We start from the raw sequence: 23,165 nt of genomic DNA on the forward strand, positions 1-23,165 counted from the left end.
TCCCTCATTGAAGAGGCGGTTTCTGGCAGCCACTCGCCAACGGGCAAATAGCCATAAGCTGGGCTTTTTCCTTACCTACCCTATAGGTGCCAAGCAACTGCCAATAGGCAGGAAGCTTTCGCGTGAGGGTGCCACGGTCCTGGGCATCAATCAGCCAAAGTCGGCCTGAGGCCGTTGTGAGCAATTCCAGGTCATCGACATAGATCTGATCGGCCTTGTCTTGAATCAGTGTGGAAATCTGATACCCGTTGGGACGCCCTGATGTGCCATCCGCGTTTATTGGTGTGTACTGCATCGCAGGGCGTTCGTTCTTGAGGTAATAGATCATGGACAAGTGCATGAAAGGCTCCAGCACCAACACCCCGTCTCCCGGCTGCGAAGTGTGGTCAACATAATCGGCCAGCGCGCCCAGCTGATTGTTTTCATAACACCACGTACACGTCTTGTTATACACATGCCACAAACCATTCAACTCAAGCAGAATAACCGCTGACAAACCGATGACGAACGCCGACTTACTTCGTGTCGACACGCCCTCCAGCGCCATGGCAATGACGAGAGGCAACGCCAGCCCGGCAAATAAAAAATAACGTGGATACAGCAGCGGCCAAAACAATGACACCAGCATGATCGCCGCTATCGGGCACCATACATACACAACAAGAAGTGCATTATTTTTTCGATCACTTGCATCCCACAGACAAATAAATACGGACGCGATCCACACCACCAAGGCCAGGCCATAAAACCCCCAAACAGGCACCTGCTGACCTTCACTGAAATTCAGAAAAAACCAAGTCAGCTCGACCAACTCCTTAATACCCGGCTGGGCGATCCAGTCCAACCTCGAATACGTCAATTGATTTAGCAGGCTGGGCAACCAGGGTAAAAAACAAATCACAATCAAACCATTGGCCAGCCACCAACTACGACTCCACAGATACTTATATTTTATCTGTCGAGACGTTGCCAGAAGCGAAATATAGGCCCAATGGGACAACAGGCATAAAGCCGCAAAATAGTGCGTATAAAGCCCTGCCACCATCAGCAGGATGTACAGGGCGAGCGGAACTTTACTCTGCGGACGGTCAAGCCAGTAGATAAATGCAATCGTCGCGCCCAGCATCAAAGCCCCCAGGAACGAGTACATACGAACTTCCTGGCTGTAGCGAACGGCCGCCGGAAAGATCGCCAATAATATGCTTGCCAGCATTGCCGCACGTCGAGGGAGCAACAGGTGCGACAACCAGATCCCCAGCGCCACCGAAACAACCCCAAAAAACACACTCAGACTGCGGGCGGCAAAAGCGCCATTACCGAACACCTTGATCCACTCATGCAACATCAGATAGTACAGTGGCGGATGAACATCACGGGCCGTATGAAACAGAATTTCAGAAGGCGGCTTCATACTCAGCAGCAGGCTGAAAGCCTCATCAAGCCATATACCGGTTTCAGTCAACTCGGCAAACCGCACCCCCACTGAAACCAACAACACAAAAAAATAGAACGCTATAAGAGCCAGGGAAATATCAATTTTTGTTCGCTTCGAGTTATCAGCAACGCCCATAGCCACCCCGTCAAATTGACTCATCTGGCGTCTCCTGGTTCTTCACTACATTGGCGACTACATACCGCGGCCTATGCTTGGCTTCCATATAGATCCGCCCCACATATTCCCCCAATATGCCAATCCCGATCAGTTGCACACCGCCTAAAAACAGAATCGCCGTCATCAGCGACGGATACCCCGGCACCTCATTGCCAAACAGTAATTTGGCGATGATCAGATACCCCGCGTACCCCAGCGCCAATAACGAAATACCGGCACCGATGTAACTCCATAACCGCAAGGGCAAGGTGCTGAACGAAGTGATGCCCTCCAGCGCCAGGTTCCACAGTTTCCAGGCATTGAACTTGCTGTGGCCGACCACCCGGCAAACCCGGTCATATTCGACGATCGCCACGGTGAACCCGGCCCAGGACAGTACGCCCTTCATGAACAGTTGCTGCTCCGGCAACGCCTTGATCACGTCCACCACCTTGCGGTCCATCAGGCGGAAGTCGCCGACGTTTTCTTCGATATGGGTGTAGGCGATGCGATTGAGCAGGTGATAGAACATCGAGGCACTGTGGCGTTTGAGGTAGCCATCGCTGGAGCGATCACGACGCTTGGCCAGGACCACATCGGCGCCCTCCTTCCATTTCTCGATCAGGCGCGCGACCACTTCAACCGGGTCTTGCAAGTCGACGTCCATGGGCACCACCGCCTCACCGCTGGCGTACGCCAGGCCGGCAAACAGTGCCGGTTCCTTGCCAAAATTGCGGGAAAAGTTGATCAACACCACATCGCTATCGGCCAACGCGATATCCCTGGCGATATCACCCGTGCGGTCGGTGCTGCCGTCATTGATAAACACGATCTCGACTTCGTGATCCTGCAACGACGGCTCCTGGCGTACGGCCCGGTAAAACAGGTGTATCGCCTGCTCCTCATTGAACAACGGCACGATCAGCGAGAGCCTCATGGGGCGGACCTGCGGAACACCCAGTACTTCGATAGCAGGAAACCGCACACCAGGCTGACCAGGGAAAACACCACCACGGTGACCAGCCCGGGCAAGCGCCAGCGATCCGCCAGCCACCCCACCGCCAGGCTCAAGCTGCCCAGGCAGAAGATGAACAGCAGGTAGCGGCCCAGCGAAGCCGCCATACCAAAGGTGAAAGTGGCATTCGCAAAAAACGAAAAGGTCGCCGCCACGCAAAAGGCCAGGAAATTGCTGAAGGCCTGGCTCAGATCAAAGGCGGCCCTGAGCACGAAAAACAGCTGCCAGTGGATCACCGTATTGGCGATGCCGATCACCGTGTAGGTGGAGAACCCCATCCATAGTCTGCCCATGCCACCATCGCGCCTCGTTGCCCATCGCGGTCGATGGGCAAGCAAGCCATGCCGACAAAGCCTCGTCTACTGTCAGAACTAACAGGTAGGGGCGGTTATGCGACCGGCGGTACAATTCCATCCCGAAATTGAGACATTCCGTAATATCCATCCTTTGCAATTGCTTACAAATACCGCCAACCTGCGCCCGCCCGACGCGCGGCAGGATCATTGCCGACACCCGCGGGTCAGTATTTAACCCACTGTTCAAGAGCCCGAGCCATGCTTAACGGACGCGACCCGCGCATCGACTTTTTTCGAGGCCTGGCGTTGATTTTCATTTTTTGGGATCACGTGCCTCACAACCCCCTTGGTCAGATCACCCTGCGTAACGTCGGCTTCAGCGATGCCGCCGAAGTCTTCGTGTTCCTCGCCGGCTACGCCTCGATACTGGCCTACAGCAAAGTGTTGCAGCGCGAAGGTTTTTGGATGGCCAGCCTGAAAATCCTGCGCCGTACCTGGGTGTTGTATGTGGTGCATATTTTCTTGCTGGCGATGCTGATGGGCATCGTCTTCTTCGCCAACAGCAAGGTGGAGACCCGCGACCTGGTCCAGGAAATGGGCCTCACGCACTTCATCACCAACCCGCAGCAAGCCCTGACCGATGAATTGCTGCTGCGCTTCAAGCCCAACCTGATGGACCCACTGCCGCTGTACATCGTGTTGCTGCTCGGTTTGCCGCTGGTGCTGCCGGTACTGGTGCGCGCGCCCCTGGCGGTGGTGGCGGTGTCGCTGGTGGTGTACCTGCTGGCGCCCAAATTGGGCTGGAACCTGGCGGCGATTGCCGATGGCGTGTGGTACTTCAACCCGGTGACCTGGCAGTTATTGTTCGTGCTCGGCGGCGCGGCGGCAATCCGCGCCGGGCAGCCCCATGCACCTGAGACCCGGCCGTTGCAGCGACAACCGCTGTTTCTTGCCGCCGCCACCTACACACTGCTGGCCGGCGTGATTACCGTGTCCTGGCGCTGGCCCGAGATCCACGATGAGCTGATGCCCGCCGCCTTGAGTAACCTGCTGTACCCGATCAGCAAGACCGATCTGTCGCCGGTGCGCCTGCTGCACTTCCTCGCCCTGGCCTATGTCACCGCCAAGCTGCTGCCCGGCCGCGCCTGGACACAAAACTGGCTGGCGCAACAAAGCTGCCGCATGGGGCGCTATTCCCTGGAAGTGTTCTGCCTGGGGGTCTTACTGGCGCCGCTGGCGGATATGCTCAACGCCCAGGTCGACGACGCCTGGCCGATGCAGATATTCAGCGCACTGCTGGGCCTGGGGTTGATGGCTGGGCTGGCGGCATGGCTGGAGTTCAACAAGCAACTGAACCTGGCTCGGCGCAGTGACGAACGCCCCTTAAATAGTTAGCCCCCGAGCCTGGGTGCGGGCTGATTCCATCTACCTTCCACTTATCGTGAAAGGTAGAGCACATGCCGACTCATCAATTACTCAACGGCCTGTCTGGCAATCTGCAATCGAGTACCGCCTGGGCCCAACAACAGGCGCTGGAGCTGATCCAGCGCAACGTTCTCCAGGCCCTCGATGGCCTGGACACCCAGGAAAAACAACGCTTTCTGCAGCTGCAACGCGACGCTCTCGCAGCCCTGGCGGCGGTTGAAACCGAGAAAGAGCGAGTGGTCCGGGCCTTCAAGACAGACAGCCTGATGCAGTTGCGCAACCGGATCGGCGGACGCGACCCGCAGTTATACCGCTTCGAGACCACCTATCTGGAAAAGGTCGAGCATGCCTTGCCCTGGGATCGTCAACCGGGCAGCCATATCCGCGTGCCCCGCCGCTCCGATAGCAATCTGCGCGAAATCGAACACATCAAGAGCATGACCTTGTGGGAAGCCGCCTGCGTGAATTTCGGCTTTACCTCCGCCATTCGCCAGGACTCCGGCTACAGCCTGGTGGACGCCAGCCGCGTGGTCGGCCCCGATGGCGATCGCAGCCTCAGCGCCCGGGCGTTCATCACCATCGCCCGCGAGCTGGACCTGGGCCACCAGTTGCAAGTAAAGATCAAGGCCGCACTCGGCGAGAACGGCACGCTGCGCCGGTTGATGAGCGAGGCGGCGCTGGCACTCTTGCGGTTCGATGCGCTGGACGCCTGGCGCAACCGTGCCCACAACGGCATGACCCAGGCGGTATACGACAGCCTCACGGCGTTGATCGAGGGCAACGGGCCGCCCCTGGTCGTCGAGAGCCTGAGCCTGACCTCCGGCGTCACCCCCGTGATTGCCGTGCCCTTTGTGCCCTGGCAGAGTGCGATTCCCGTTCCGTTGCTGCTGATCAGAGTGGCCAGCCTCGCGGTGCTGTCCTATTTCCCCTTTCGCCCCGGCGGCGCGTTCCGCTACCACCGCGACGCGCGCTCGGCCGAGGCTGATTTTCGCCAGCAGTTGCTCGACAGTCACCAGCAAGGCGACCTCGGCTGGTTTTCCCGCCAATTGCCGCTGGTAGGCCTGTCGTTGTTCCGGCCGTTGCTGACCCAGGAACCACGCCCCGAGGGCATGAGCTGGCTGGCCGGGCTTCTGTATGACGGCTTTCACAAAGCCTTCCCGGAACAGACGCTCAACGACATTCATTTCGCCACCGACCCTGCCACCGGCCCCACCGAAACCCTGCTGCAAGCCCTGACTTATCGCCAGATCCAGCGCTGCCAGGCCGATATCGACACCCTCGCCAACACCCGCTCCGAAGCCGACTGGCAAGCGCTCAAGGACGCCACCGCCGCTATCGCCAACGAAGTCCTGCAACTGTTGCTCACCCCCCTGCCCGGTGGGGTCACGGGGATGAATCGGGTCATGCAACTGGCGGTGCTCGGCAGCATGACCTACAGCGTCAGCGCAGGTCTGGATGAGGCCATCAAGGGCGACGCCAGCGGCTTCGCTTCGACCCTGACCGATGTCGCCGATCTGGCCGTCAGCGGGCGCTTGATCAGCGTTGCCGGCAAAGCCCATCGCCAGCGCATGCTCCACTACCTGCAACAGCTGGGTAACCCGCGCAAGGTCACGCGCCCCGACGGCGTGGATGAATTGTGGAAACCCGACGCCCGCCACTACGCCCATGACCAGCAATACCTGCTCGAAGGTAAAAGTGCCGATGCCCTGTGCGTGTTCACCGTACAAGGCAGGCAGTACGTCAAACTGCAGCACGAGCGCCAGACCCTGGTGGCCGAGGTCATCCACGACCAGCACAATCAGCGCTACGTGCTCAAGAACAGCCGCAGCGCCTACAAGCCTGCGATTGTGTTTGCCCCGCACCTGCAAGCCTGGACCTTCGACTTGCACCACACCCGAGACCTGTCGGATACGCAGTTGCTGCAACAGATGCTGCACAATGGTTCGTCGATCATCTCCCCGGTCGACCTGGAACGGATGCTGCGCAGCACCGCCACCTCCCGCGCCATCCTGGAAAATGTCTGGCGCGGCGCACCGCCCCCCCTGAACCTGATCGAAGGCGTGCGGCGCCTGCAGGCCGATCAGGTGATCCAGCAGATTATCGAACACTTCCACGAAGCCGGTTATTTGCCCCCCTATGGCGATAGCGTGGTGCTGTGCCTGCTGACCCAACTGCCCGAGTGGCCCGCCGCAGTCCTGTTGAGCATCAGCGACCCACAACGCTCAGTGATCGAAACCTTTGGCAAGACTGAACAGCGGGTGCCTGGGTTGACGACCCTGACAATCGTGCGCAACGAAGACGGCAGTTACCAGGCCGAACGTCATCGCGGCCAGCCGCGCTACCGCGCCGACCCCCTGCTGGACCTGGTCATCAGCCTGCAGCCCGACACCTCGCAACTGGGCCTGACGGAGCAAGCCGATGCCACGCCCGCCCAGCGGATCATGGCAGTGCGCCGTGCCGTTGCAGACCTGGCACGGCGCGAACGCACAGCCTTGTTCGCGGCCCTGGTGAACTACGCCAGTTATGAAAAAAGCGAGCAACTGCCGCCCCCCACTGTCCGGCGTTTCTTGCCGGTCAAGGCAGCAGAGCCCCTGGTGGCCGTCACCCCGCTGCTGAAAAAAATGCGCGACCTCAACAGCCCATTGTCACCGGCACTGCTCCAACGGCTGCTGGAACAGCATCCACTGAGCCCAAGCCAACAACAGGCCTACCTGCGTGGCGGGCTTTTGCCGACGGCCTTTTATGAGCTGTTGGAGACTCACCGCACCGCCCTGCGCATCGACGCCGCCATCGACGCGCTGTATCACCCCCGTCAGTTCAACAACGACGCCGACCAATGGGCCAGGGAGTTCGCTTCCGCCTTGATACAGCAACGTCTCAAACGCAGATTCGTCATCACCGAAGTGATCGCTGACACCATCGCCAGCCCTTATGTCTCCAGCGGCCCCGACGACCTCACCGTGGAACTGCGCCACTTCGGCGAAGGCGTCTACGAGGCCTATGACATGCGCAATGCCGGCACGATTGCCGTGTCACCGGCGGTGGACAGCTTCTACCTGGCCATTGGCTCAGTGCTGCAACCCCATGAACGGCAGCTACTCAGCATGAGCAGCGAAACCGATGCCCTGGGCCTGCGCGCTACCCTGGGCGACTACATGAGCAACCAGCGCGGCCCTTCAGGCTTTGTCAGGCTGGCCAACGGTTCGCTGGCGCAGTACGAACACACCCTGTCCTTGCCACACAAACTGCAGCTCGATGCCCTGGGCCTGCTTCCCCTCAGCGGTGACCATTACCTGCCCCTGTTTGGCTCCTGGTATCGGATCATCTATGACAGACGGGTATTCAAGTGGCGGCTCATGCACCCGCAAAAGGTCGGCGTCGACACCCCGACCCTGGAGCACAACGGTGAAGGTGCCTGGCGCCTGTCCAGCGAGAACCCGATGAGCTGGGATGACCACAGCCTGCTCTATCGCCTCGGCAGCGACCACTACGCATTCCCCAAGGATATGGCCACGTCCATTCTCGCCCTGACCGACACCCCGCCCCATGTATTGCGCCAGATACACCGTGGCAATCGGGCATCGCCGCCGCTGCTGGCCGATACGTGCAAGCGCTTGCGCATCGACCAGGAAATCAACCGGTTCATCGAGGCGATGTATGCCCTGCCCAGCAACCCTTTCGCCCGTCCGGACCTGCAATTGCTGGTGATTTCCAGCCTGCCCGGATGGCCCGACACCCACGTGTTGCAGATTGTCGACCGCGATAATCGCGTCACCCACCAATACCCCGAGCACCAGCGGCCCGACAACCAGGTGGTGACGGTCACCGATGCGCAGTTCAAAAGTGCCCGGCTGCTCGAGGCCATCGTCCCCCACGATGACGTTATCGAGGGCCTCCTGGGGCAGGTCCCCAAGACCACCGAGCAGCGTCTGGTCCAACTGGTCACCCGGATCGTCGAGTACACCGAACGGGAGCGGGCGCAACTCCTCAAGTCTTTGTACCGACGCAGCGAGTCCGGCGGCACCGAGCAAGAGCGGCGTTTCAAGGCCAAACACCCGGAACTGCCCACCAGCACGGTCAAGGCGATCCTGGGCCAGGCCTCGTCACGGGAGCTCAGACAACTGCATAAGCACAACCAATTGAGCCTGCGCCTGGCGGAACAGGCGCGCACAAGTGCCCACGACTTGCGCCTGAACCGTGCGTACGAAGGCCTGTATGTGGATGCCTGCGCCAATGCCGACAGCGACCGGATCACCCTGTACCTGCTGCGACTCCTGCCCGCCTGGCCGAAAACCCTGCGTATTGATATTCGCGAATGGGACAACCAGGGACGCTTGCTGGAAACGGCAGGGCATCTGGTGGGGACATCACGCAAGACGATCGCCAGGACCAACCGGGGTTATCAGGCCTATGACCAACAGGGCGAACCGCTGGGCCAGCCATCGAACAGATTGCTGCGGGTCATTCTCAGTACCTTGTCTGCTGCCGAGCAGAGCTTGATTCAGGTTGACACCCAAAGCGGTATCGCCGAGTTGCAGTACCAGCTTGCCGAACTGGCCTTCGCCCGCCGTATTGAAATCAAGGGCCTGCTGGATATCCCACACTTGCAACCCTGGATGCAACCGGCGATGGGCGTTGACCGTTCGTTCCTGGTGTATCCGTTATGGCAACGAATCTGGCCTTTTCGCGGCCCCCGGCCACCGGACCTGGTGGCCAAGGTCCAAGAGCTGTACCCCCATTTCAACAATGACGATGCACGGCGACTGCTGCAGTCATTGAACATGAGCGACCCAGAAAAACTGCTCGAGCTGGAACGCCGCCAGGCGGAGTATCAGGCCATGGATGTGGAGCTGTCGCGCTGGAGTGAAACCCTGTTGCCGACCGACAACGAACTCAACGATCCCCTGGGCATGAACCGCGGAAGGCGACGCCATATTGCCTACCAACTGCGCAGCGCATGGCGTCAGGAAAACGCTACGTTTTACATCGCCGGGCTATTCAACGTGCCCTCGCTGGAGTTGCAACTGGACGACGAAGGCTTGCCTCCTGCGTCATTCCTGACGGGCACCACCGGCTTCAATCACATTGAATACCTGCGGATTTCCGGCAATGCGTTCCCTGCGACAGGGTCGGAGTTTCTTGGCAAGTTCACCCAGCTCAAGGCATTGCGCATTGATTGTCGCCTGACTGAACTGCCTCAGGCGATCACCGACATGACCACACTTACCCACCTTGACCTGAACGACAACGACCTGCACTTGACCCAAGAGTCTGTGCAACGCCTGGCAAGCATGGTCAACCTGCAGAAACTCGATCTGAACGATAATCCGGACCTGACCCTCGTACCGGATGTCAGCCGGATGCTGCAGATGAATACCTTGCACCTGGCCAATACAGGCATCACTCAGTGGCCCATCGGCGCCAGCGCCCTGCCAAGCCTGACAGAACTGCACTTGCAGGCAAACGGGATCACCACCGTCCCTGAAGAGGTTTTCACCAACCCATGGCTGCAAACTGCCAATCGCAACACCCTGCTCCATGAAAACCCGTTGTCCGCCGAGACCCTGGCGCGCATCGACACATACCGCCTGGATACCGGCATCCGCCTGGGCGGGCAACTTCGCACACCGGCCCATGCTCCCGTAGCGGCAAACGACCTCGACACCTGGCTGACAGGCGTCGCGGCACAAGACGTGCCCGCCCGCCGAGAGCTGTGGGAACAGTTGAAAGCGAATGAAACCGCCAGGGCCGATGATGTGTTCCGGGTGCTGCGTGACCTGAAGCGGACCCACGCCTATCGCCACACGGCATCGAGGGCGCGCCTGACCGAGCGGGTCTGGACCTTGCTGATCGCCATGGGCGAGTCGACGCAACTGCGCAACGCGGTGTGCCTCAATACCTATGGCTCAGGCAATTGCGGCGACAGCGTCCTGTTGGCATTTACCAACATGGAGCTGCATCACCGGATCCATCAGGCCAAGCAGCAGCCAAGGAGTTACCTGGCCGACAGGGCATTGCTGGAGCTGGCCAAGAGCTGCTTTTACCTGAACCAGCTGGATCACTTTTGCGACCGGTTTATTCTTGAGCGCGAGCAGGCCGGGCTTGAAGTCGACCCCGCCGAGGTCACCGTTTACCTGCGGGACAAACTGGCCCGTGAATTCAACCTGCCGTTTTATCCACTGGAGTTGCTGTACACCGTGGATGATTACGTCACCGACGAGGTGGTCAATGAAGCGCGCAGGAGTCTGCGGGCACTCGGCCAGTCACCGGCGTTGCAGGAAGCAATCTTGATGACCGACTTCTGGATCGAGTATCTGGCCAGCAGCGAGCCGGAAGCGTTTTTCACCGTCAAGGGCACCATCGCTTACAAAGTCGGCGCGCTGAATCAGGAGTTTCCGACCAAGGACTCGGATGAGTATTGGACACGCCACCAGCAACTGCTCGACGAGGAAACGGCCGAACAGAACCGCCTTGTGCGTCAGTTGACCGAGGGCACGCAACGAACGTTGATGCACGTCTGAAGCGCGACTGGCCTGCCTGTGAAGCAAACAGGCAGGCCAGGGGTCAGGGGATTACGCCGAACGTTGCGCGCCAAGACCGTCCTGGGTCGGCTGCAGCTTGAACACGTAGAACAGCACGGTCAGGAATACCAGGAACACCGGGCCCACATACAGCGCCACGCGGGTATCCGGGAAGTAAGCCATCAGGCCCACCACCAGTACCAGGAACGCCAGGGCCAGGTACGAACTGACCGGGTACAGCCACATGCGGTACTTCAGGGCCTTCTGTTCGGCCGGGCTCAGGCTCTTACGGAACTTGAGCTGGGCCAGCAGGATCATCACCCAGGTCCAGATCGCACCGAAGGTGGCGATGGAGGTGACCCATACGAAGACCTTGTCCGGTACCAGGTAGTTGGCCAACACCCCCAGCAGCAGGGCGAAGATCGACAACAGCAGGGCCTTGCGCGGCACGCCGTTGCTGGAGGTGGTACCGAAGGTCGCCGGGGCCTGGCCGTTCTGCGCCAGGCTGTAGAGCATGCGCCCGGTGCTGAAAATCCCGCCGTTGCACGACGACAGCGCGGCGGTGATCACCACGAAGTTGATGATGCCGGCAGCCGTCTTGATGCCAAGACGCTCGAAGGTCATCACAAACGGGCTGCCCTGGGTGCCGATTTCATTCCACGGGTAGATCGACAGGATCACGAACAACGCACCGACGTAGAACAACAGAATGCGCCAGAACACCGAGCCGATGGCATTGGGGATGGTCTTCTGCGGGTTCTTCGCTTCACCGGCGGTCAGGCCGATCATTTCCACGCCGAGGTAGGCGAACATCACCATCTGCAGGGACATCAACACGCCCTGCACGCCATTGGGCATAAAGCCGCCGTGGGCCCACAGGTTGGAAATCCCCAGCGCCACGCCGTCGTTGCCGAAACCAAAGGCAATGATGCCGACACCGCCGATAACCATGGCAATGATGGTGACGATCTTGATCAGGGCGAACCAGAACTCGAACTCACCGAAGGCTTTTACCGCGATCAGGTTGATCGTGCCCATGCTGATCAGAGCCGCCAGGGCCCAGATCCAGCGCGGCGTATCGGGGAACCACACGCCCATATACACGGCAACGGCGGTGATTTCCGCAACGCAGGTCACCAGCCAGAGGAACCAGTAGTTCCAGCCGGTAAGAAAGCCCGCCAACGGGCCGAGGTAATCCTGGGCATAACGGCTGAAGGAACCGGCCACCGGGTTATGTACGGCCATCTCACCGAGGGCGCGCATGATCACCAGGATCGCCAGGCCACCAATGATGTAGGACAGCATGATTGCCGGGCCGGCCATCTCGATGGCCTTGGCCGAACCGAGGAACAGACCGACACCGATACAGGCGCCGAGCGCCATCAAGCGAATATGCCGTTCGCCGAGTTCGCGTTTGAGCGGACCGCCTTGAGCGGTCTCGCCATGGGGCAGATGGTTGCCAACAGGCATAGGGGTACAACCTCATTTTGTTATTGGATATGAACCACCGAGTGTCCGGCATCACGGCGGATCGCCACGACGCCCTCCTGCCAGGCTGCCTTTTGGGCAAACCTGCCTGGCCCTAGAAACCGGGCCCGCTCAGCGGGGGTGCAGTATAAAAAGCCATGAGCAGGGCTTTTCACTCAATAAACAGCAAGATTCAGCGAGAACTCTCGGCAAAAGCGCCTTTTACGGAGGAGCATCACCTGGGCAATGTAGGAATTGCCTTCATTAAACGGCGGCGAGTATTGCACAAGGATGGTGCACAGTCATGCCCCTACCTTTGGCGGATTTACCTGCGGGGATGGCTCTAGGACGGGCCTTCCCTGCGGTGTGCTGGCGTGGGGGCTTGTCCCCTTGCCTGACCACCGCTCGCGGTGTTTGCAGACATTCAGAGGGCTGGCTGTAAACAACGGGTATGCACACCCACCCAAACAACTGCACAGGAGAGATAGGTAGATCCCCCCGCACCACGCCACGTGCATTCGGCCAAAATCTCACACTCCACACAAATCCTTCCTACACGCCTACCAGCGTCTAAGCTTCAGACAAGTCCGATCAATCTGCGTGAATGGATCAATCGACTATGGGTGCTTCGTGGCAAACCAATTCGGCCAAGGCTGCGGTGCCAACCGACAGCCCGGATGAACAGCCACCGCCCCAAAAGCCCCGCAAACGACGCTATGCCTGGCGTATGTTGTGGTTGTTGCTGGTAATGGGCCTGATCGCGCTGGGGTTTGCCGCTTCCCGGGAAATGCGCACGTCCAAGTGGCAGGCGCGGGAGTTCAGTCGCCTGGCGGCAACCCTGACCTACAGCGTGCAGCCCGGCCCCAGCGATGCCATCGTCTACCCCGGTGCCGGCCCGTTCGATCAGCGCCTGGGCTACAGCGCCCTGGGTGACTTCTTACCCAGGCTGCTCAAGCGCGATTACCTGATCCAGTCCCAGGCGCGCTTCTCCGACGCGCTGATGAACCACACTCGCCACGGCCTGTTCGTGCCCTATGCCGAGAAAGTCCAGGCGGGCTTGTCGATCACCGATTGCCGTGGCACCGCGCTGTACCAGTTCAGCTACCCGCAGCAGCTCTACCCTTCCTTTGCCGATATCCCGCCACTGGTGGTCAACAGCCTGCTGTTTATCGAAAACCGCGAGTTGCTCAACCCCGCCCAGCCCCAGGCCAACCCCGCCGTGGACTGGCCGCGCTTTGCCAAGGCCGCCTGGTCCCAGGTCGCCAAAGTGTTGCACTTGCCCGGCCAGACGGCGGGCGGCAGTACCCTCGCCACGCAATTGGAAAAGTACCGCCACTCCCCCGACGGGCTGACCCTGTCCGGCGGCGAAAAAATTCGTCAGATGATTTCCGCCAGTGTGCGCACTTATCAGAATGGTCCGCAGACGCTGAAGGCACGGCAAAACCTCGTGCGCGATTACCTCAACAGCGTGCCGTTGTCGGCAGTGCCGGGGCATGGCGAAGTGCATGGCATGGCCGAGGGCCTGAGGGTGTGGTACGGCGCGGACTTCAACCAGACCAACGCCCTGCTCGCCGGCAGCGACCCACAATCCCTGGCGCAAAAAGGCCTGGCCCTGCGTGAAGTGCTGTCGCTGATGATTGCCCAGCGCCGCCCGTCCCATTACCTGACCAAGGGCCGCGATGAACTGGCGCAGCTCACCGACAGCCATATCCGCCTGCTGGCCCAGAACGGCGTGATCGAACCGGCACTGTCCACGGCGGCCCTGGCCAGTCAGGTCAACTATCGGGACTGGCAGCAGCAACCCACCCTCCGGCCAATCGAAACCAACAAGGGCATCAGCGTCGCCCGCAGCCGCCTGGCCGCCCTGCTCAATCGTTCGCTGTACGACCTGGACCGCCTCGACCTGGCCGCCACCAGTACCCTGCAAAGCGATCTGCAAACCCAGGCCACCGAGTACCTCAAGCGCCTGGCAGACCCGAGCGTTGCCGGCCAACTCGGCCTGCTCGGCCCGCGCCTGCTGACCGCGGCCGGCACCGCTCAGGTGCGCTACAGCTTCAACCTCTACGAAATGACACCCGACGGCGCCCGGGTGCGGGTGCAAACCGACAACACCGACCAACCCTTCGATATCAACGAGAGCAGCAAGTTGGAACTGGGCTCCACCGCCAAGCTGCGGGTGCTCACCACCTACCTGCAAATCATCGGCGAACTGCACGAGCGCTATGCCGGGCAGACGCCCGCCGCGCTGAAAAAAGTCGTGCTCGACGAGCAGGACCGCCTGTCCCGCTGGGCCGTGGATTACCTGGTGCAAAACAGCGACCGGAGCCTGGCGAACATGCTCGACGCGGCCCTCGACCGGCAGTACTCCGCCAGCCCCGGCGAACGTTTTTTTACCGGCGGCGGCCTGCATCGCTTCAATAACTTTCGCAACGAAGACAATGGCCGCAACCCGACCCTGCGTGATGCCCTGCGCGAATCCATCAACCTGCCGTTTATCCGGCTGATGCGTGACCTGGTGCGCTACAGCACCTACCAGGCACCGGGCAACAGCGCCCAGTTGCTCAAGGACGACAGCGACCCGCGCCGCCAGGAATACCTGGCCCAGTTCGCCGACCGCGAGGGCAAGACCTTTTTGCTGCGGTTCTGGAAAAAATACCGCAACAAGGACACCCAGGCCCGGCTAGCGACTTTTCTCGACAGCATTCACCCCACCGCCATTCGCCTGGCCGCCGTGCACCGGTACCTGTTGCCCCAGGCCAGCCAGCAGAGCTTCAACAGCTTTGTGCGCTCCCATCTGACCGGGACCAAGGCCGCGGAAAAACTTACCGATGCACGCCTGGAAAAGCTCTATCAAGACTACGGCCCCGGCGCCTATGACCTGCCGGACCAGGGTTACATCGCCAAGGTCCACCCACTGGACTTGTGGCTGCTTGGCTACCTGCTGAACAGCCCCGACGCCACCTTCGCCCAGGCCGTCGCCGCCAGCCAGTACGAGCGCCAGGAAGTCTATGGCTGGCTGTTCAAGAGCCGCCACAAAAGCGCCCGGGACACCCGTATCCGCACCATGCTGGAGATTGAGGCGTTCCTCGATATTCATCAGCGCTGGCAGGCGGTTGGCTATCCCTTCGACCACCTGGTGCCGTCCCTGGCCACCGCCATCGGCAGCTCCGGTGACCGCCCGGCAGCCTTGGCGGAACTGGTAGGGACGATCCTTAACGATGGGGTACGTGAACCGACGCTGCGGATCGACAGCCTGCACTTCGCCCCTGGCACGCCCTATGAAACCCGACTGGTGAACCACCCCGATAAAGGCAAGCGGGTGATGCCCAGCGAAGTCGCCACAGCCCTACGGAGTGCGTTGTCCCAGGTGGTAGACGCAGGCACCGCAAAAAGGCTGTCGGGCAGCTTCAAGTTGGCCGACGGCACGCCACTGGCCATGGGCGGCAAGACCGGCACCGGGGATAATCGCATCGAAGCCATTGGCGCCGGCGGGCGCGTCCTCAGTTCCAAGGCAATCAACCGCACGGCGACGTTTGTGTTCTATATCGGCGATCGGCATTTCGGTACCTTGACCGCCTTTGTCCCCGGCAGCGGTGCGCAGAACTTCACGTTTACCTCGGCGCTGCCGGTCCAGGTGCTCAAGGGCATGGCGCCGGTGCTGACGCCCTATCTGCAGCCCGCTGGCCACACCTTGTGCAGCGCGCCCTAGCCGTTGATCTCGACGACTCTCTCGGAGCTGCCTTCCACCAGGAAAAACCGGTAGGTCCGCCCGGCCTGTTTTTCAAAGCTGAATACCCGCCCCGGGAAGATATGGTTCTTGGTCACGGGGGCGCAGTCCGTACGATCCGCTACCGAACAGTCCTTGAACTCATCCACCACCACGACGGTGTTGCCGGCGTTGCGCAGGGTGTAGGTGCGGCCACCGTTTTCGGTGCGGGTATCGAAACGGCTGTGCTCGGGCCGCACAAAGAACACCGTGCCGTACCCCGACATCACCCGCACACCTGCCGTCAATGACGCCTCATACGCCGCGCGGTCCTCGTCGTTGACGCCAAAGTCATCGTCCTTTTCCGGCGCCACGGGCAAGTAGCGCACCCGGAAGTAACGCTCCCGGTCCCGCTCCCCCATAAACAGGAAGCGCGTGCTTTGCATCGCATTGGCGGGCACGATCAAGCGTGCCGGGCTGGCCATCAGGCCATCGCGCACCATGCCGTCGCCTTGGCTTTGGAGCGGTACTTCGTCGTAGCTGCCATCGGGTTTGTAGAGCATTTCGGTGACATTGATCTTGACGAACGCGGTGCTGGTGCCGCCATTGAACACGCGCTTGAGATAAGTGTTTTTGTCGCCATTCAAGTAATCGTAAAAATCCCCGACATTGATGGCCGGCCCGGCATAGGCATTGAAGGACCACAGCCACGCGCCCAGTACTGCATAAACGTATTTCATAACCACCTCTTACGGTCGCAACGCGTCGAATATCAGGTTAACGCTGCCAAAATAGTCGCCCGGCACGTAGCCGTCCTCCGGCTCGACGGCAGCAATGTCCAACAGCACTCGCTTGCCGACCCGCGCTTGATCGGCGGGCACCACCAGGGTGTCCGTCAGGTCCAGCGCCTGGCCGTTGAAGGACACGTTCAACAGGATCAGGCGCCGGCCGTTGGACAGCACCGGCAGATCGCCCAGGCGCGCGACAATCCCGCCGGCGCTGTTTTTCACGTCGAAGTGTTCGCGCAACGGCTTGAGCGTGCGGGTCACCAGGTTCCACGCCATTTCTTGCTCACGCTCCAAAAACACCGGGTTGATCGGCAGCACATAAAAGTCGGCGGTGGGAATGGTGACGGAGACCTCGAACACCTGCTCTTCACGGATCGCGTGGGCCTGGGTACTGAGCAACGTGACAACCACCAGCAACAGTGCTGCCAACACGACTTTGCAGCCTCTGCATGGGCGGTGCCCGTGCCTATGTGCTCTTTCAATGACCATTAGCCTTTGACCTCATATGGTTTTTTCTCGCTGCCCTCGACCAGAGTGAAGCGATACGTACGCCCTGCCTGCTTGGGGAAGCTGAAGGCACGGCCCGGCAGGATGTGGTTCTTGGTGACGGGCAAACATTCCTGGGCACCGTCGCTGGCGCAGTCCTTGAACTGGTCGACCACCACCACGCTGTTGCCATCGTTATGCATCCCGTACTCAGTGGGCTGATCGTCGATACGGGTGGCAAAGCGCGTGACCTTGGGCCGCACGAAAAACACTGTGCCAAACCCCGCCAGTACCGTGACGCCGGCCGAGAGGTTGGTTTTATAGGCCTCGCGCTCGTCGCTGGAGACGGCAAAATCGTCCTCCGGCTCCGGCATCACCGGCACAAAACGCACGCGGAAATAGCGCTCTTTGTCGCGCTCGCCCAGGTACAGCAAACGTGTGCCTTGCATGCCATCGGCAGGGACGATCAGGCGTGCCGGGGTGGCCATCAAGCCGTCGCGGGCGGTGTTCTCGAGGTTACTCTTGAGCTCCACTTCCTCGGAGGTGCCGTCGGCGTTGTAGAGGATCTCCATCACCGAGACTTTGATAAATGCCGTGCTGTCACCGCCGTTGAAAACCCGTTTGAGGTAGGTACTTTTATCGCCGTCCAGGTAGTCATAGAACACCCCGACATTGATGTTGGGAGCGGCCGGTGCCGAGATCGGCAACCAGCACAGCGCACACAGCGCCAACAGATGTTTCATCTTCATCAGTCTCATTTAAAGTTCCGAGTCCCAGACCACCGTGACCTGGCCCGAGTAAGTGCTGCCACCGCGCTCAAGCATCTGGTCGGCGTGGTCTTTCTTGACCTCGAAGTGCAACGTGCCGGGCCGCCTGTTGACGTAGAAGCCCGGATTGAACTGCTCGGTACCGGCGCCGCTGAGCAGCAGCGGCTGGCGAATCACGGCGCTGCCGTCGGCCCGGTTCAGGCCATGGGGCAGGCTCACGCTGACGTCCAGCGGCACCTCGTGGCCGTCGGTGGTGTTCTTCAAGGCACAGGTGTCGCCGATAGACCGCTCACAGCTCATCTGCATCTTGAAGCGCGACGAGGCAGAAATGCTGAAGGTCTGGTCGCGAAACAGACGCGCAGGTTTGCGGCCCTGATTCAGCCAGGCTTGCCAACCGCCTTGGGGCACCAGCTCGATACGGTTGCCGTTGGGGGGAACTTCGACTTTGAGGTCATGTTGCACCGCCAGGGTGAAATTCAGGGTCAGCGTAGGGCTGCTGGGCATCATCACGTCGCCCAAATCGAAGTCCTTGCCGGGCCCTACGGTGTATTGATGACTACCGATGTACTCCCCTGAAGACATGCCCAACGGGTTGGGCGTGATGAGTTCATAGGCAAACTCCAGGCTGTTTAAGCGCATGGTGGGAATGTCGAACCTGGCCTGTCTGGCACATAGAGAGCCGACGGGTGTTCGCCAGAAAAACCCATAGGTTATCGTCCCATAAAGGCTCACTCCGGTGCCCAGGCAGGTGCGCGGCGGGTACACCCAACTGGAGCCGGTCCACATTCTCTGATGAGCCTGCAAAGGGGTCACACCCCCTCCGACCAGGCTAATCAGGTTGGGAATGGAATATGTCGAACCGACCCCCATGATCCGTACCTTTAACGTCTCGGTCTCCTGAGTCTGCCGATGCACCACGGTCAGATCCTGCCACTCCGTTGGGACCTTAAACATTGCGCCTTGCCGTTGATCCGTATGAAACGCAGAGATCTGCGTCACGGTCTCAGCCGAAATAGCAGCCCTGAGGCTGAATATGTTCAAGGAGTTACATTGGGCAGGGAATGACACACAGTAACCAACACTGGGCGTTTTGTTCTCGAACTTATTCAAGTGCGGCTGTGCAGGGTCCGGCCGAAACTCAGCATGAATGCTCATCTCCACTGCGATTGCAGGCATTGCCAGCGACGCCAGTAACACGCTGGCCGCCACCTGCGAGCCACGCCCTAGCCACTTCGCTACATTCATGCCGCTACCACTGACGGCCTCTATCTGACGGCAGCTCATATTTGTGAATCCCAGACCACTGAGACCTGGCCCGTGTAGGTGCTACCGCCTCGACTGAGCATCTGCTCGGCGTAATCTTTCTTGACCTCGAAGTGCAACGTGCCGGGCCGCCTGTTGACGTAGAAGCCCGGATTGAACTGCTCGGTGCCGGCGCCGCTGAGCAGCAGCGGCTGGCGATTCACCGCGCTGCCGTCTTCACGGTTCAGGCCATGGGGCAGGCTGACGCTGACGTCCAGCGGCACTTCATGACCGTCCGTGGTGTTTTTCAAGGCGCAGGTGTCCCCTACGACCTGATCGCAGGCCATCTGCATCTTGAAGCGCGACGAGGCGGAAATATTGAACGTCTGGTCACGGAACAACCGTGCCGGCTTGCGCCCCTGGTTCACCCAGCCTTGCCAGCCGCCCTGGGGCACCAGTTCGACACGGTTACCGCCCGGGGGGACGTCCACCTGAAGCTGGTGTTGCACTTCCAGGGCGAAATTGAAGGTCAGTTGGTTGTCAGTGGGAATCAGTACATCACCGAAGTCATAGTCTCCCCGTGGCCCCAGGGTATAGGTGAGGCTGCCGGTGTACTCGCCGCTGGACATGCCCAGCGGGTTAGGCGTACGGATTTCATAGGCGTATTCCATTTGGTAGATACGAAAGTAGGAGATGTCCTGAGTCGGCTGGCGACTACACACACCCGCCCCTTCCGGCACGATCCAAAAATAGGTAGCCGTCTGAGCAGTAGCCTTGAGGTGTCCAGTACTGACACATGGGCTAGGGGCCCTGGCCCATTGATTCCCCCAACCAGAACCTGGAAGCGCCCATGCAGAAACACCGGGCGGGCGAGGCATAGTCCACAGCCCCCCGAAACCCGCAATACGCATCTGTACCGTTTCCACTTCCCCAGTCCTGGTATGAGTCACCTGCGCATCACGCCAGTTCGACGGCACCTGGACCATAAAGCCCTGCCGCTCATCCTGGTGGTTGGCCAGGATGGGGGCGTTACTCAAGGCGTCGAAGGCGGGAATCCGAAGGCTGAACAGGTTCAATGCCTTGCATTGATTTGGAATGTGGGACTCACAGATCGAGCTGATAGGAGTGGTATTGCGAAACGTGTTCACAAAGGGATTGCTGGGGTCCGGCGTAAACACGGCCGTGATGTCCTGGGTCAGCGCCACCGCCGTCGAACTGAACAACAACGTAGCGCCTACGCCTCCCAACTGGCAGATCAAAGTTCTGATGCGTTTCATGGTGGTCGGTAATCTCGTCATGCCACTCAACCTGCGGTCTGCTGGGTAAAGGTGGAGTCGGCCAGGGTGTCCGGCGTGCAGCGCAAATCCCCAATCATCAGCACGTCGTTTTCACTGTGCGCATTGGCGGTATCCAGGCGGAACTGGCACAGCAGCTGGTTGTGACGCCGCACTTCGAGGGTCGGCGAGCTGGCGTTCATTTCCAGGGAGAAGAACCCATCGACCTCGCTCACCCCACGGCTGGCGTGGTTGAGAATGTGGTGGCCCTTGAGCGGTTTGCCCTGGGGGTCCACCAGGCGCCCGAGCACGGTGACGGTGCGCATCACGCTGATCTTGCGATAGTCCACGCCGCCCTTGTTCAGGTGGTAGGCCGTGCGCGGCGGCTGGATGTTGGCCGCAGGTGCGTGGTTGCCGTCGAAGTCGAAGCTGACCGAGCTGCCCTTGTAGGCGGCGATTGGGATGAAGTTGCGCCCAGGTCGCAAGATGGTGCTGCCGCCACTCAAGTCATCGGCCCGCAGGACGATGTCGTCCACATCGCTTTCAACGTCGACAATCATCCCCGAACCGCTGCCGGCATACTGGCTGGTGAGCACCATCCGCTGCCCGCCGACGGCAAAGGTGCTGTCCAGGTTGAGGCCACCGGTCAGGTCGTTATTGAACGATGAGCGCTGCACAAAACCATCGCCATTGACCGCATCGGTCTGGAAGCTGGCCATGCCGGACAGCCCGACGCCGTAGGTGTCAACCAGGGCGGTGGCCGAAACACTTTGCAGAACATGATCCTGCAGGTCGCGGCGATAGCTCAGCGAGCCGTTGTTGTCGCGGCCACCGTCACGGGAGGTGCGTGTACCGATGCTGGCCGACCATTGTTCGCCCGGGCTGCCAAGGGCCAGGCTGACGCTCAGGTCGACCCCGCGATTGCGCTTGTCGCCGGTGCTGGAGCTGGCAGGACGGTCGAACAGCGACAGTCGCCAGTTGGCGTCGTTGCCAAACAGGTGAGCCCGTTCGGTCCAGCCCAGGTCCAGCCCCAGACCTTGAACGTTGCCTTCGCTGTAAGCCAACCGGGCGTTGATGGAACGCAGGTTACTCAGGCGATGGTTCACGGACAGCGACGACTGGCTGGTCTGGCCGACAAAGATATCGAGCTGGCGAATGCGGGTGCCGTCGGGCAGGGTTTCGTAGGTGTTACGGTTGTCCAGCCAACTGCGGGTGTGGTTGAACACCACACTGCCCAGCCCATAGTTGTAGAGGCTGTTGAAGTCGACGCCAGTGCCGTAGTTATCGGTCTGGTAGATGTTGGCGTAGAGACTGGCGTTATTGGCCAGGGACCAGTCGACGGACGTGCCGTACTGCATGTTGTCCTTGACCTGGCGCCCGGACAACCCCAGTACCACTCGCGGGTGAGCCAGATAGTTGAGGGAGGCACCGGCGGTCAGGTCGCCACTGGATTGCTCGTCCCAGTTGCTGAGCAGTTTGCTTTCTTGCCCGGCAAAAACGTTGTAGCGCCAGCGGTTGTCGAGATTGCGCCAGTTATTGGGCTTGTACACCAACTCCTGGGTGGTGCTGGTGATCTGGCCGTCTTCCACCAGGCGCACTTCCACCTCGTAGATGCCGCCGGGCAAGGGCCGTGTGTCCAGGCTCTGCAAGCCTGTGGTAACGGCCTGGGTGTTGATCAACAGCCCGTTGCGGTAAATCTCGACCGAGGCCTGGCGATTGGCCGTGACGTAAATGGGGTAGATGCTCGGCTTGGGATTGCTGATCATCAGGCTGTCGGAGCTGCCGTACATCACGCCCACGGCGGTGTCGGGGCTCGCGCCGAACGTACGCAGTTGCCGGGTCAGGCCTTCGGCGTTAGGCGTGAAATAGCCCAGGCGCAGGAACTCACCGTGCATTTCACGCTGGGAGTACAACGAGTACACGGCGTGGTTGAGGGCATCGTCATCCGGGCCGCCCAAGCGCGAGAACTGCATGTTCAGCACCTGGTTCCAATTGCCCAGGCTGCCGCTGGCGTCCAGCCCCAGGCGTCCGCCCAGGTCCTGGCCCTGGCCGCCACTGATATTCAGCTGGTTACGCACGATCAGGCCCGTGCTGCCGCCCGTGGGCAGGGAGTAGTACTTCGATTCTTGCCCTTCACGCTCGGCATTCTCGGTGAGCAATGTGAGCAGGGACTTTTCCAGGTTGTAGTGCACCGCCAGCAACTGATCCGGGCAGCCACTTTCGCAGGCCCCCAACGGCACACCCTGCTTGAGGTAGTCGCCCCAGCGGTCGCGCTCGACATCCTTGATCACACTGCCTTCATGGTCAGTGAAATTCAGCAGGGTCAGGCGGTCGTCGCGGGTGAGGACAATCATCGCCTCAGAGACGAACTCCTCATCCAGTTCGACCCGTACCGCCAACGGCACATCAAAAAAATGCTCTTCGAAGTCCGCCGGTAAACCCTTGGCCTGGGACAGCAAACTTCTTGGGGTTGTGCCAGTTGCCGCGTCAGCTGCAAACGCCCCCGTACAAAACAACAAGGCGAGCGCTGCCGCGATGAAAATCATCGGGAACATGAACGGATACTCTGATTACGCACAGGGAATAC

Annotated in this window: 13 protein-coding genes; 3 read left to right on the plus strand and 10 right to left on the minus strand. The window is 60.4% G+C overall.

Annotated features, from left to right (window positions below):
- Window positions 1–4: 4 nt before the first annotated feature.
- Genes K1X80_RS23085 through K1X80_RS23095 form a run of 3 tightly spaced genes read right to left on the minus strand, consistent with a single transcriptional unit; the run spans window position 5 to window position 2,899 of the window.
- Window positions 5–1,594, minus strand: coding sequence for a glycosyltransferase family 39 protein (locus tag K1X80_RS23085; protein WP_220172519.1), 1,590 nt, complete (start codon window positions 1,592–1,594; stop codon window positions 5–7).
- Entirely contained in the window at window positions 1,581–2,528 is a 948-nt protein-coding gene (locus K1X80_RS23090; protein WP_128592825.1) for a glycosyltransferase family 2 protein, read from the minus strand. Before K1X80_RS23090 ends, K1X80_RS23085 begins: the two co-directional genes overlap by 14 nt.
- Complete coding sequence (locus K1X80_RS23095; RefSeq protein WP_057958573.1) at window positions 2,525–2,899, minus strand: GtrA family protein; 375 nt, start codon at window positions 2,897–2,899, stop codon at window positions 2,525–2,527. The genes K1X80_RS23090 and K1X80_RS23095 overlap by 4 nt, the downstream gene beginning before the upstream one ends.
- Window positions 2,900–3,160: 261 nt before the next feature.
- Between K1X80_RS23095 and K1X80_RS23100 the strand changes: the two genes are divergently transcribed.
- The gene (locus K1X80_RS23100; RefSeq protein ID WP_220172520.1) at window positions 3,161–4,297 is read left to right on the plus strand and encodes an OpgC domain-containing protein; all 1,137 of its coding nucleotides are present in this window, start codon (window positions 3,161–3,163) and stop codon (window positions 4,295–4,297) included.
- A 62-nt stretch (window positions 4,298–4,359) separates the two neighbouring features.
- On the plus strand, window positions 4,360–10,848 hold the full coding sequence (locus tag K1X80_RS23105) for an NEL-type E3 ubiquitin ligase domain-containing protein (protein WP_220172521.1): 6,489 nt from the start codon (window positions 4,360–4,362) through the stop codon (window positions 10,846–10,848).
- Between the two features lie 51 nt (window positions 10,849–10,899).
- On the opposite strand, the gene K1X80_RS23110 is transcribed toward K1X80_RS23105, so the two are convergent.
- Window positions 10,900–12,318 carry an amino acid permease gene (locus K1X80_RS23110; RefSeq protein ID WP_057958570.1) on the minus strand — a complete coding sequence of 473 codons (1,419 nt, stop codon included), beginning with the start codon at window positions 12,316–12,318 and terminating at the stop codon, window positions 10,900–10,902.
- A gap of 616 nt (window positions 12,319–12,934) precedes the next feature.
- Here K1X80_RS23110 and K1X80_RS23115 point away from each other — a divergent pair.
- Window positions 12,935–16,024 carry a transglycosylase domain-containing protein gene (locus K1X80_RS23115; RefSeq protein ID WP_198830320.1) on the plus strand — a complete coding sequence of 1,030 codons (3,090 nt, stop codon included), beginning with the start codon at window positions 12,935–12,937 and terminating at the stop codon, window positions 16,022–16,024.
- Here K1X80_RS23115 and K1X80_RS23120 read toward each other — a convergent pair.
- The 6 genes from K1X80_RS23120 to K1X80_RS23145 all read right to left on the minus strand — a co-directional run bounded on the left by K1X80_RS23120 (window position 16,021) and on the right by K1X80_RS23145 (window position 23,133).
- Entirely contained in the window at window positions 16,021–16,761 is a 741-nt protein-coding gene (locus tag K1X80_RS23120) for a hypothetical protein (protein WP_057958568.1), read from the minus strand. The genes K1X80_RS23115 and K1X80_RS23120 overlap by 4 nt on opposite strands.
- A 9-nt stretch (window positions 16,762–16,770) precedes the next feature.
- On the minus strand, window positions 16,771–17,241 hold the full coding sequence (locus tag K1X80_RS23125) for a CS1 type fimbrial major subunit (protein WP_057438311.1): 471 nt from the start codon (window positions 17,239–17,241) through the stop codon (window positions 16,771–16,773).
- 56 nt (window positions 17,242–17,297) lie between these two features.
- The gene (locus tag K1X80_RS23130) at window positions 17,298–18,038 is read right to left on the minus strand and encodes a hypothetical protein (protein ID WP_057438396.1); all 741 of its coding nucleotides are present in this window, start codon (window positions 18,036–18,038) and stop codon (window positions 17,298–17,300) included.
- Between the two features lie 15 nt (window positions 18,039–18,053).
- Window positions 18,054–18,701: a hypothetical protein gene (locus K1X80_RS28330; protein ID WP_057438309.1), complete on the minus strand. Its 648-nt coding sequence runs from the start codon at window positions 18,699–18,701 to the stop codon at window positions 18,054–18,056.
- A gap of 641 nt (window positions 18,702–19,342) precedes the next feature.
- Window positions 19,343–20,026 carry a hypothetical protein gene (locus K1X80_RS28425; RefSeq protein ID WP_309500923.1) on the minus strand — a complete coding sequence of 228 codons (684 nt, stop codon included), beginning with the start codon at window positions 20,024–20,026 and terminating at the stop codon, window positions 19,343–19,345.
- 581 nt (window positions 20,027–20,607) lie between these two features.
- Window positions 20,608–23,133 carry a CS1-pili formation C-terminal domain-containing protein gene (locus K1X80_RS23145; RefSeq protein ID WP_220172522.1) on the minus strand — a complete coding sequence of 842 codons (2,526 nt, stop codon included), beginning with the start codon at window positions 23,131–23,133 and terminating at the stop codon, window positions 20,608–20,610.
- Window positions 23,134–23,165 lie beyond the last annotated feature (32 nt).

The sequence above is a fragment of the Pseudomonas sp. So3.2b genome, assembly GCF_019464415.1.
Taxonomy (GTDB): Bacteria; Pseudomonadota; Gammaproteobacteria; order Pseudomonadales; family Pseudomonadaceae; genus Aquipseudomonas; species Aquipseudomonas shahriarae.

Excerpts from the sequence above, each read along its gene's own strand:
- K1X80_RS23145 (WP_220172522.1), bottom strand. The coding sequence starts at position 23,133 with ATGTTCCCGATGATTTTCATCGCGGCAGCGCTCGCCTTGTTGTTTTGT.
- K1X80_RS23105 (WP_220172521.1), top strand. The coding sequence starts at position 4,360 with ATGCCGACTCATCAATTACTCAACGGCCTGTCTGGCAATCTGCAATCG.
- K1X80_RS23085 (WP_220172519.1), bottom strand. The coding sequence starts at position 1,594 with ATGAGTCAATTTGACGGGGTGGCTATGGGCGTTGCTGATAACTCGAAG.
- K1X80_RS28330 (WP_057438309.1), bottom strand. The coding sequence starts at position 18,701 with ATGCGCTTAAACAGCCTGGAGTTTGCCTATGAACTCATCACGCCCAAC.
- K1X80_RS23120 (WP_057958568.1), bottom strand. The coding sequence starts at position 16,761 with ATGAAATACGTTTATGCAGTACTGGGCGCGTGGCTGTGGTCCTTCAAT.
- K1X80_RS23115 (WP_198830320.1), top strand. The coding sequence starts at position 12,935 with ATGGGTGCTTCGTGGCAAACCAATTCGGCCAAGGCTGCGGTGCCAACC.
- K1X80_RS23100 (WP_220172520.1), top strand. The coding sequence starts at position 3,161 with ATGCTTAACGGACGCGACCCGCGCATCGACTTTTTTCGAGGCCTGGCG.
- K1X80_RS23095 (WP_057958573.1), bottom strand. The coding sequence starts at position 2,899 with ATGGGCAGACTATGGATGGGGTTCTCCACCTACACGGTGATCGGCATC.
- K1X80_RS23090 (WP_128592825.1), bottom strand. The coding sequence starts at position 2,528 with ATGAGGCTCTCGCTGATCGTGCCGTTGTTCAATGAGGAGCAGGCGATA.
- K1X80_RS23130 (WP_057438396.1), bottom strand. The coding sequence starts at position 18,038 with ATGAAACATCTGTTGGCGCTGTGTGCGCTGTGCTGGTTGCCGATCTCG.
- K1X80_RS23110 (WP_057958570.1), bottom strand. The coding sequence starts at position 12,318 with ATGCCTGTTGGCAACCATCTGCCCCATGGCGAGACCGCTCAAGGCGGT.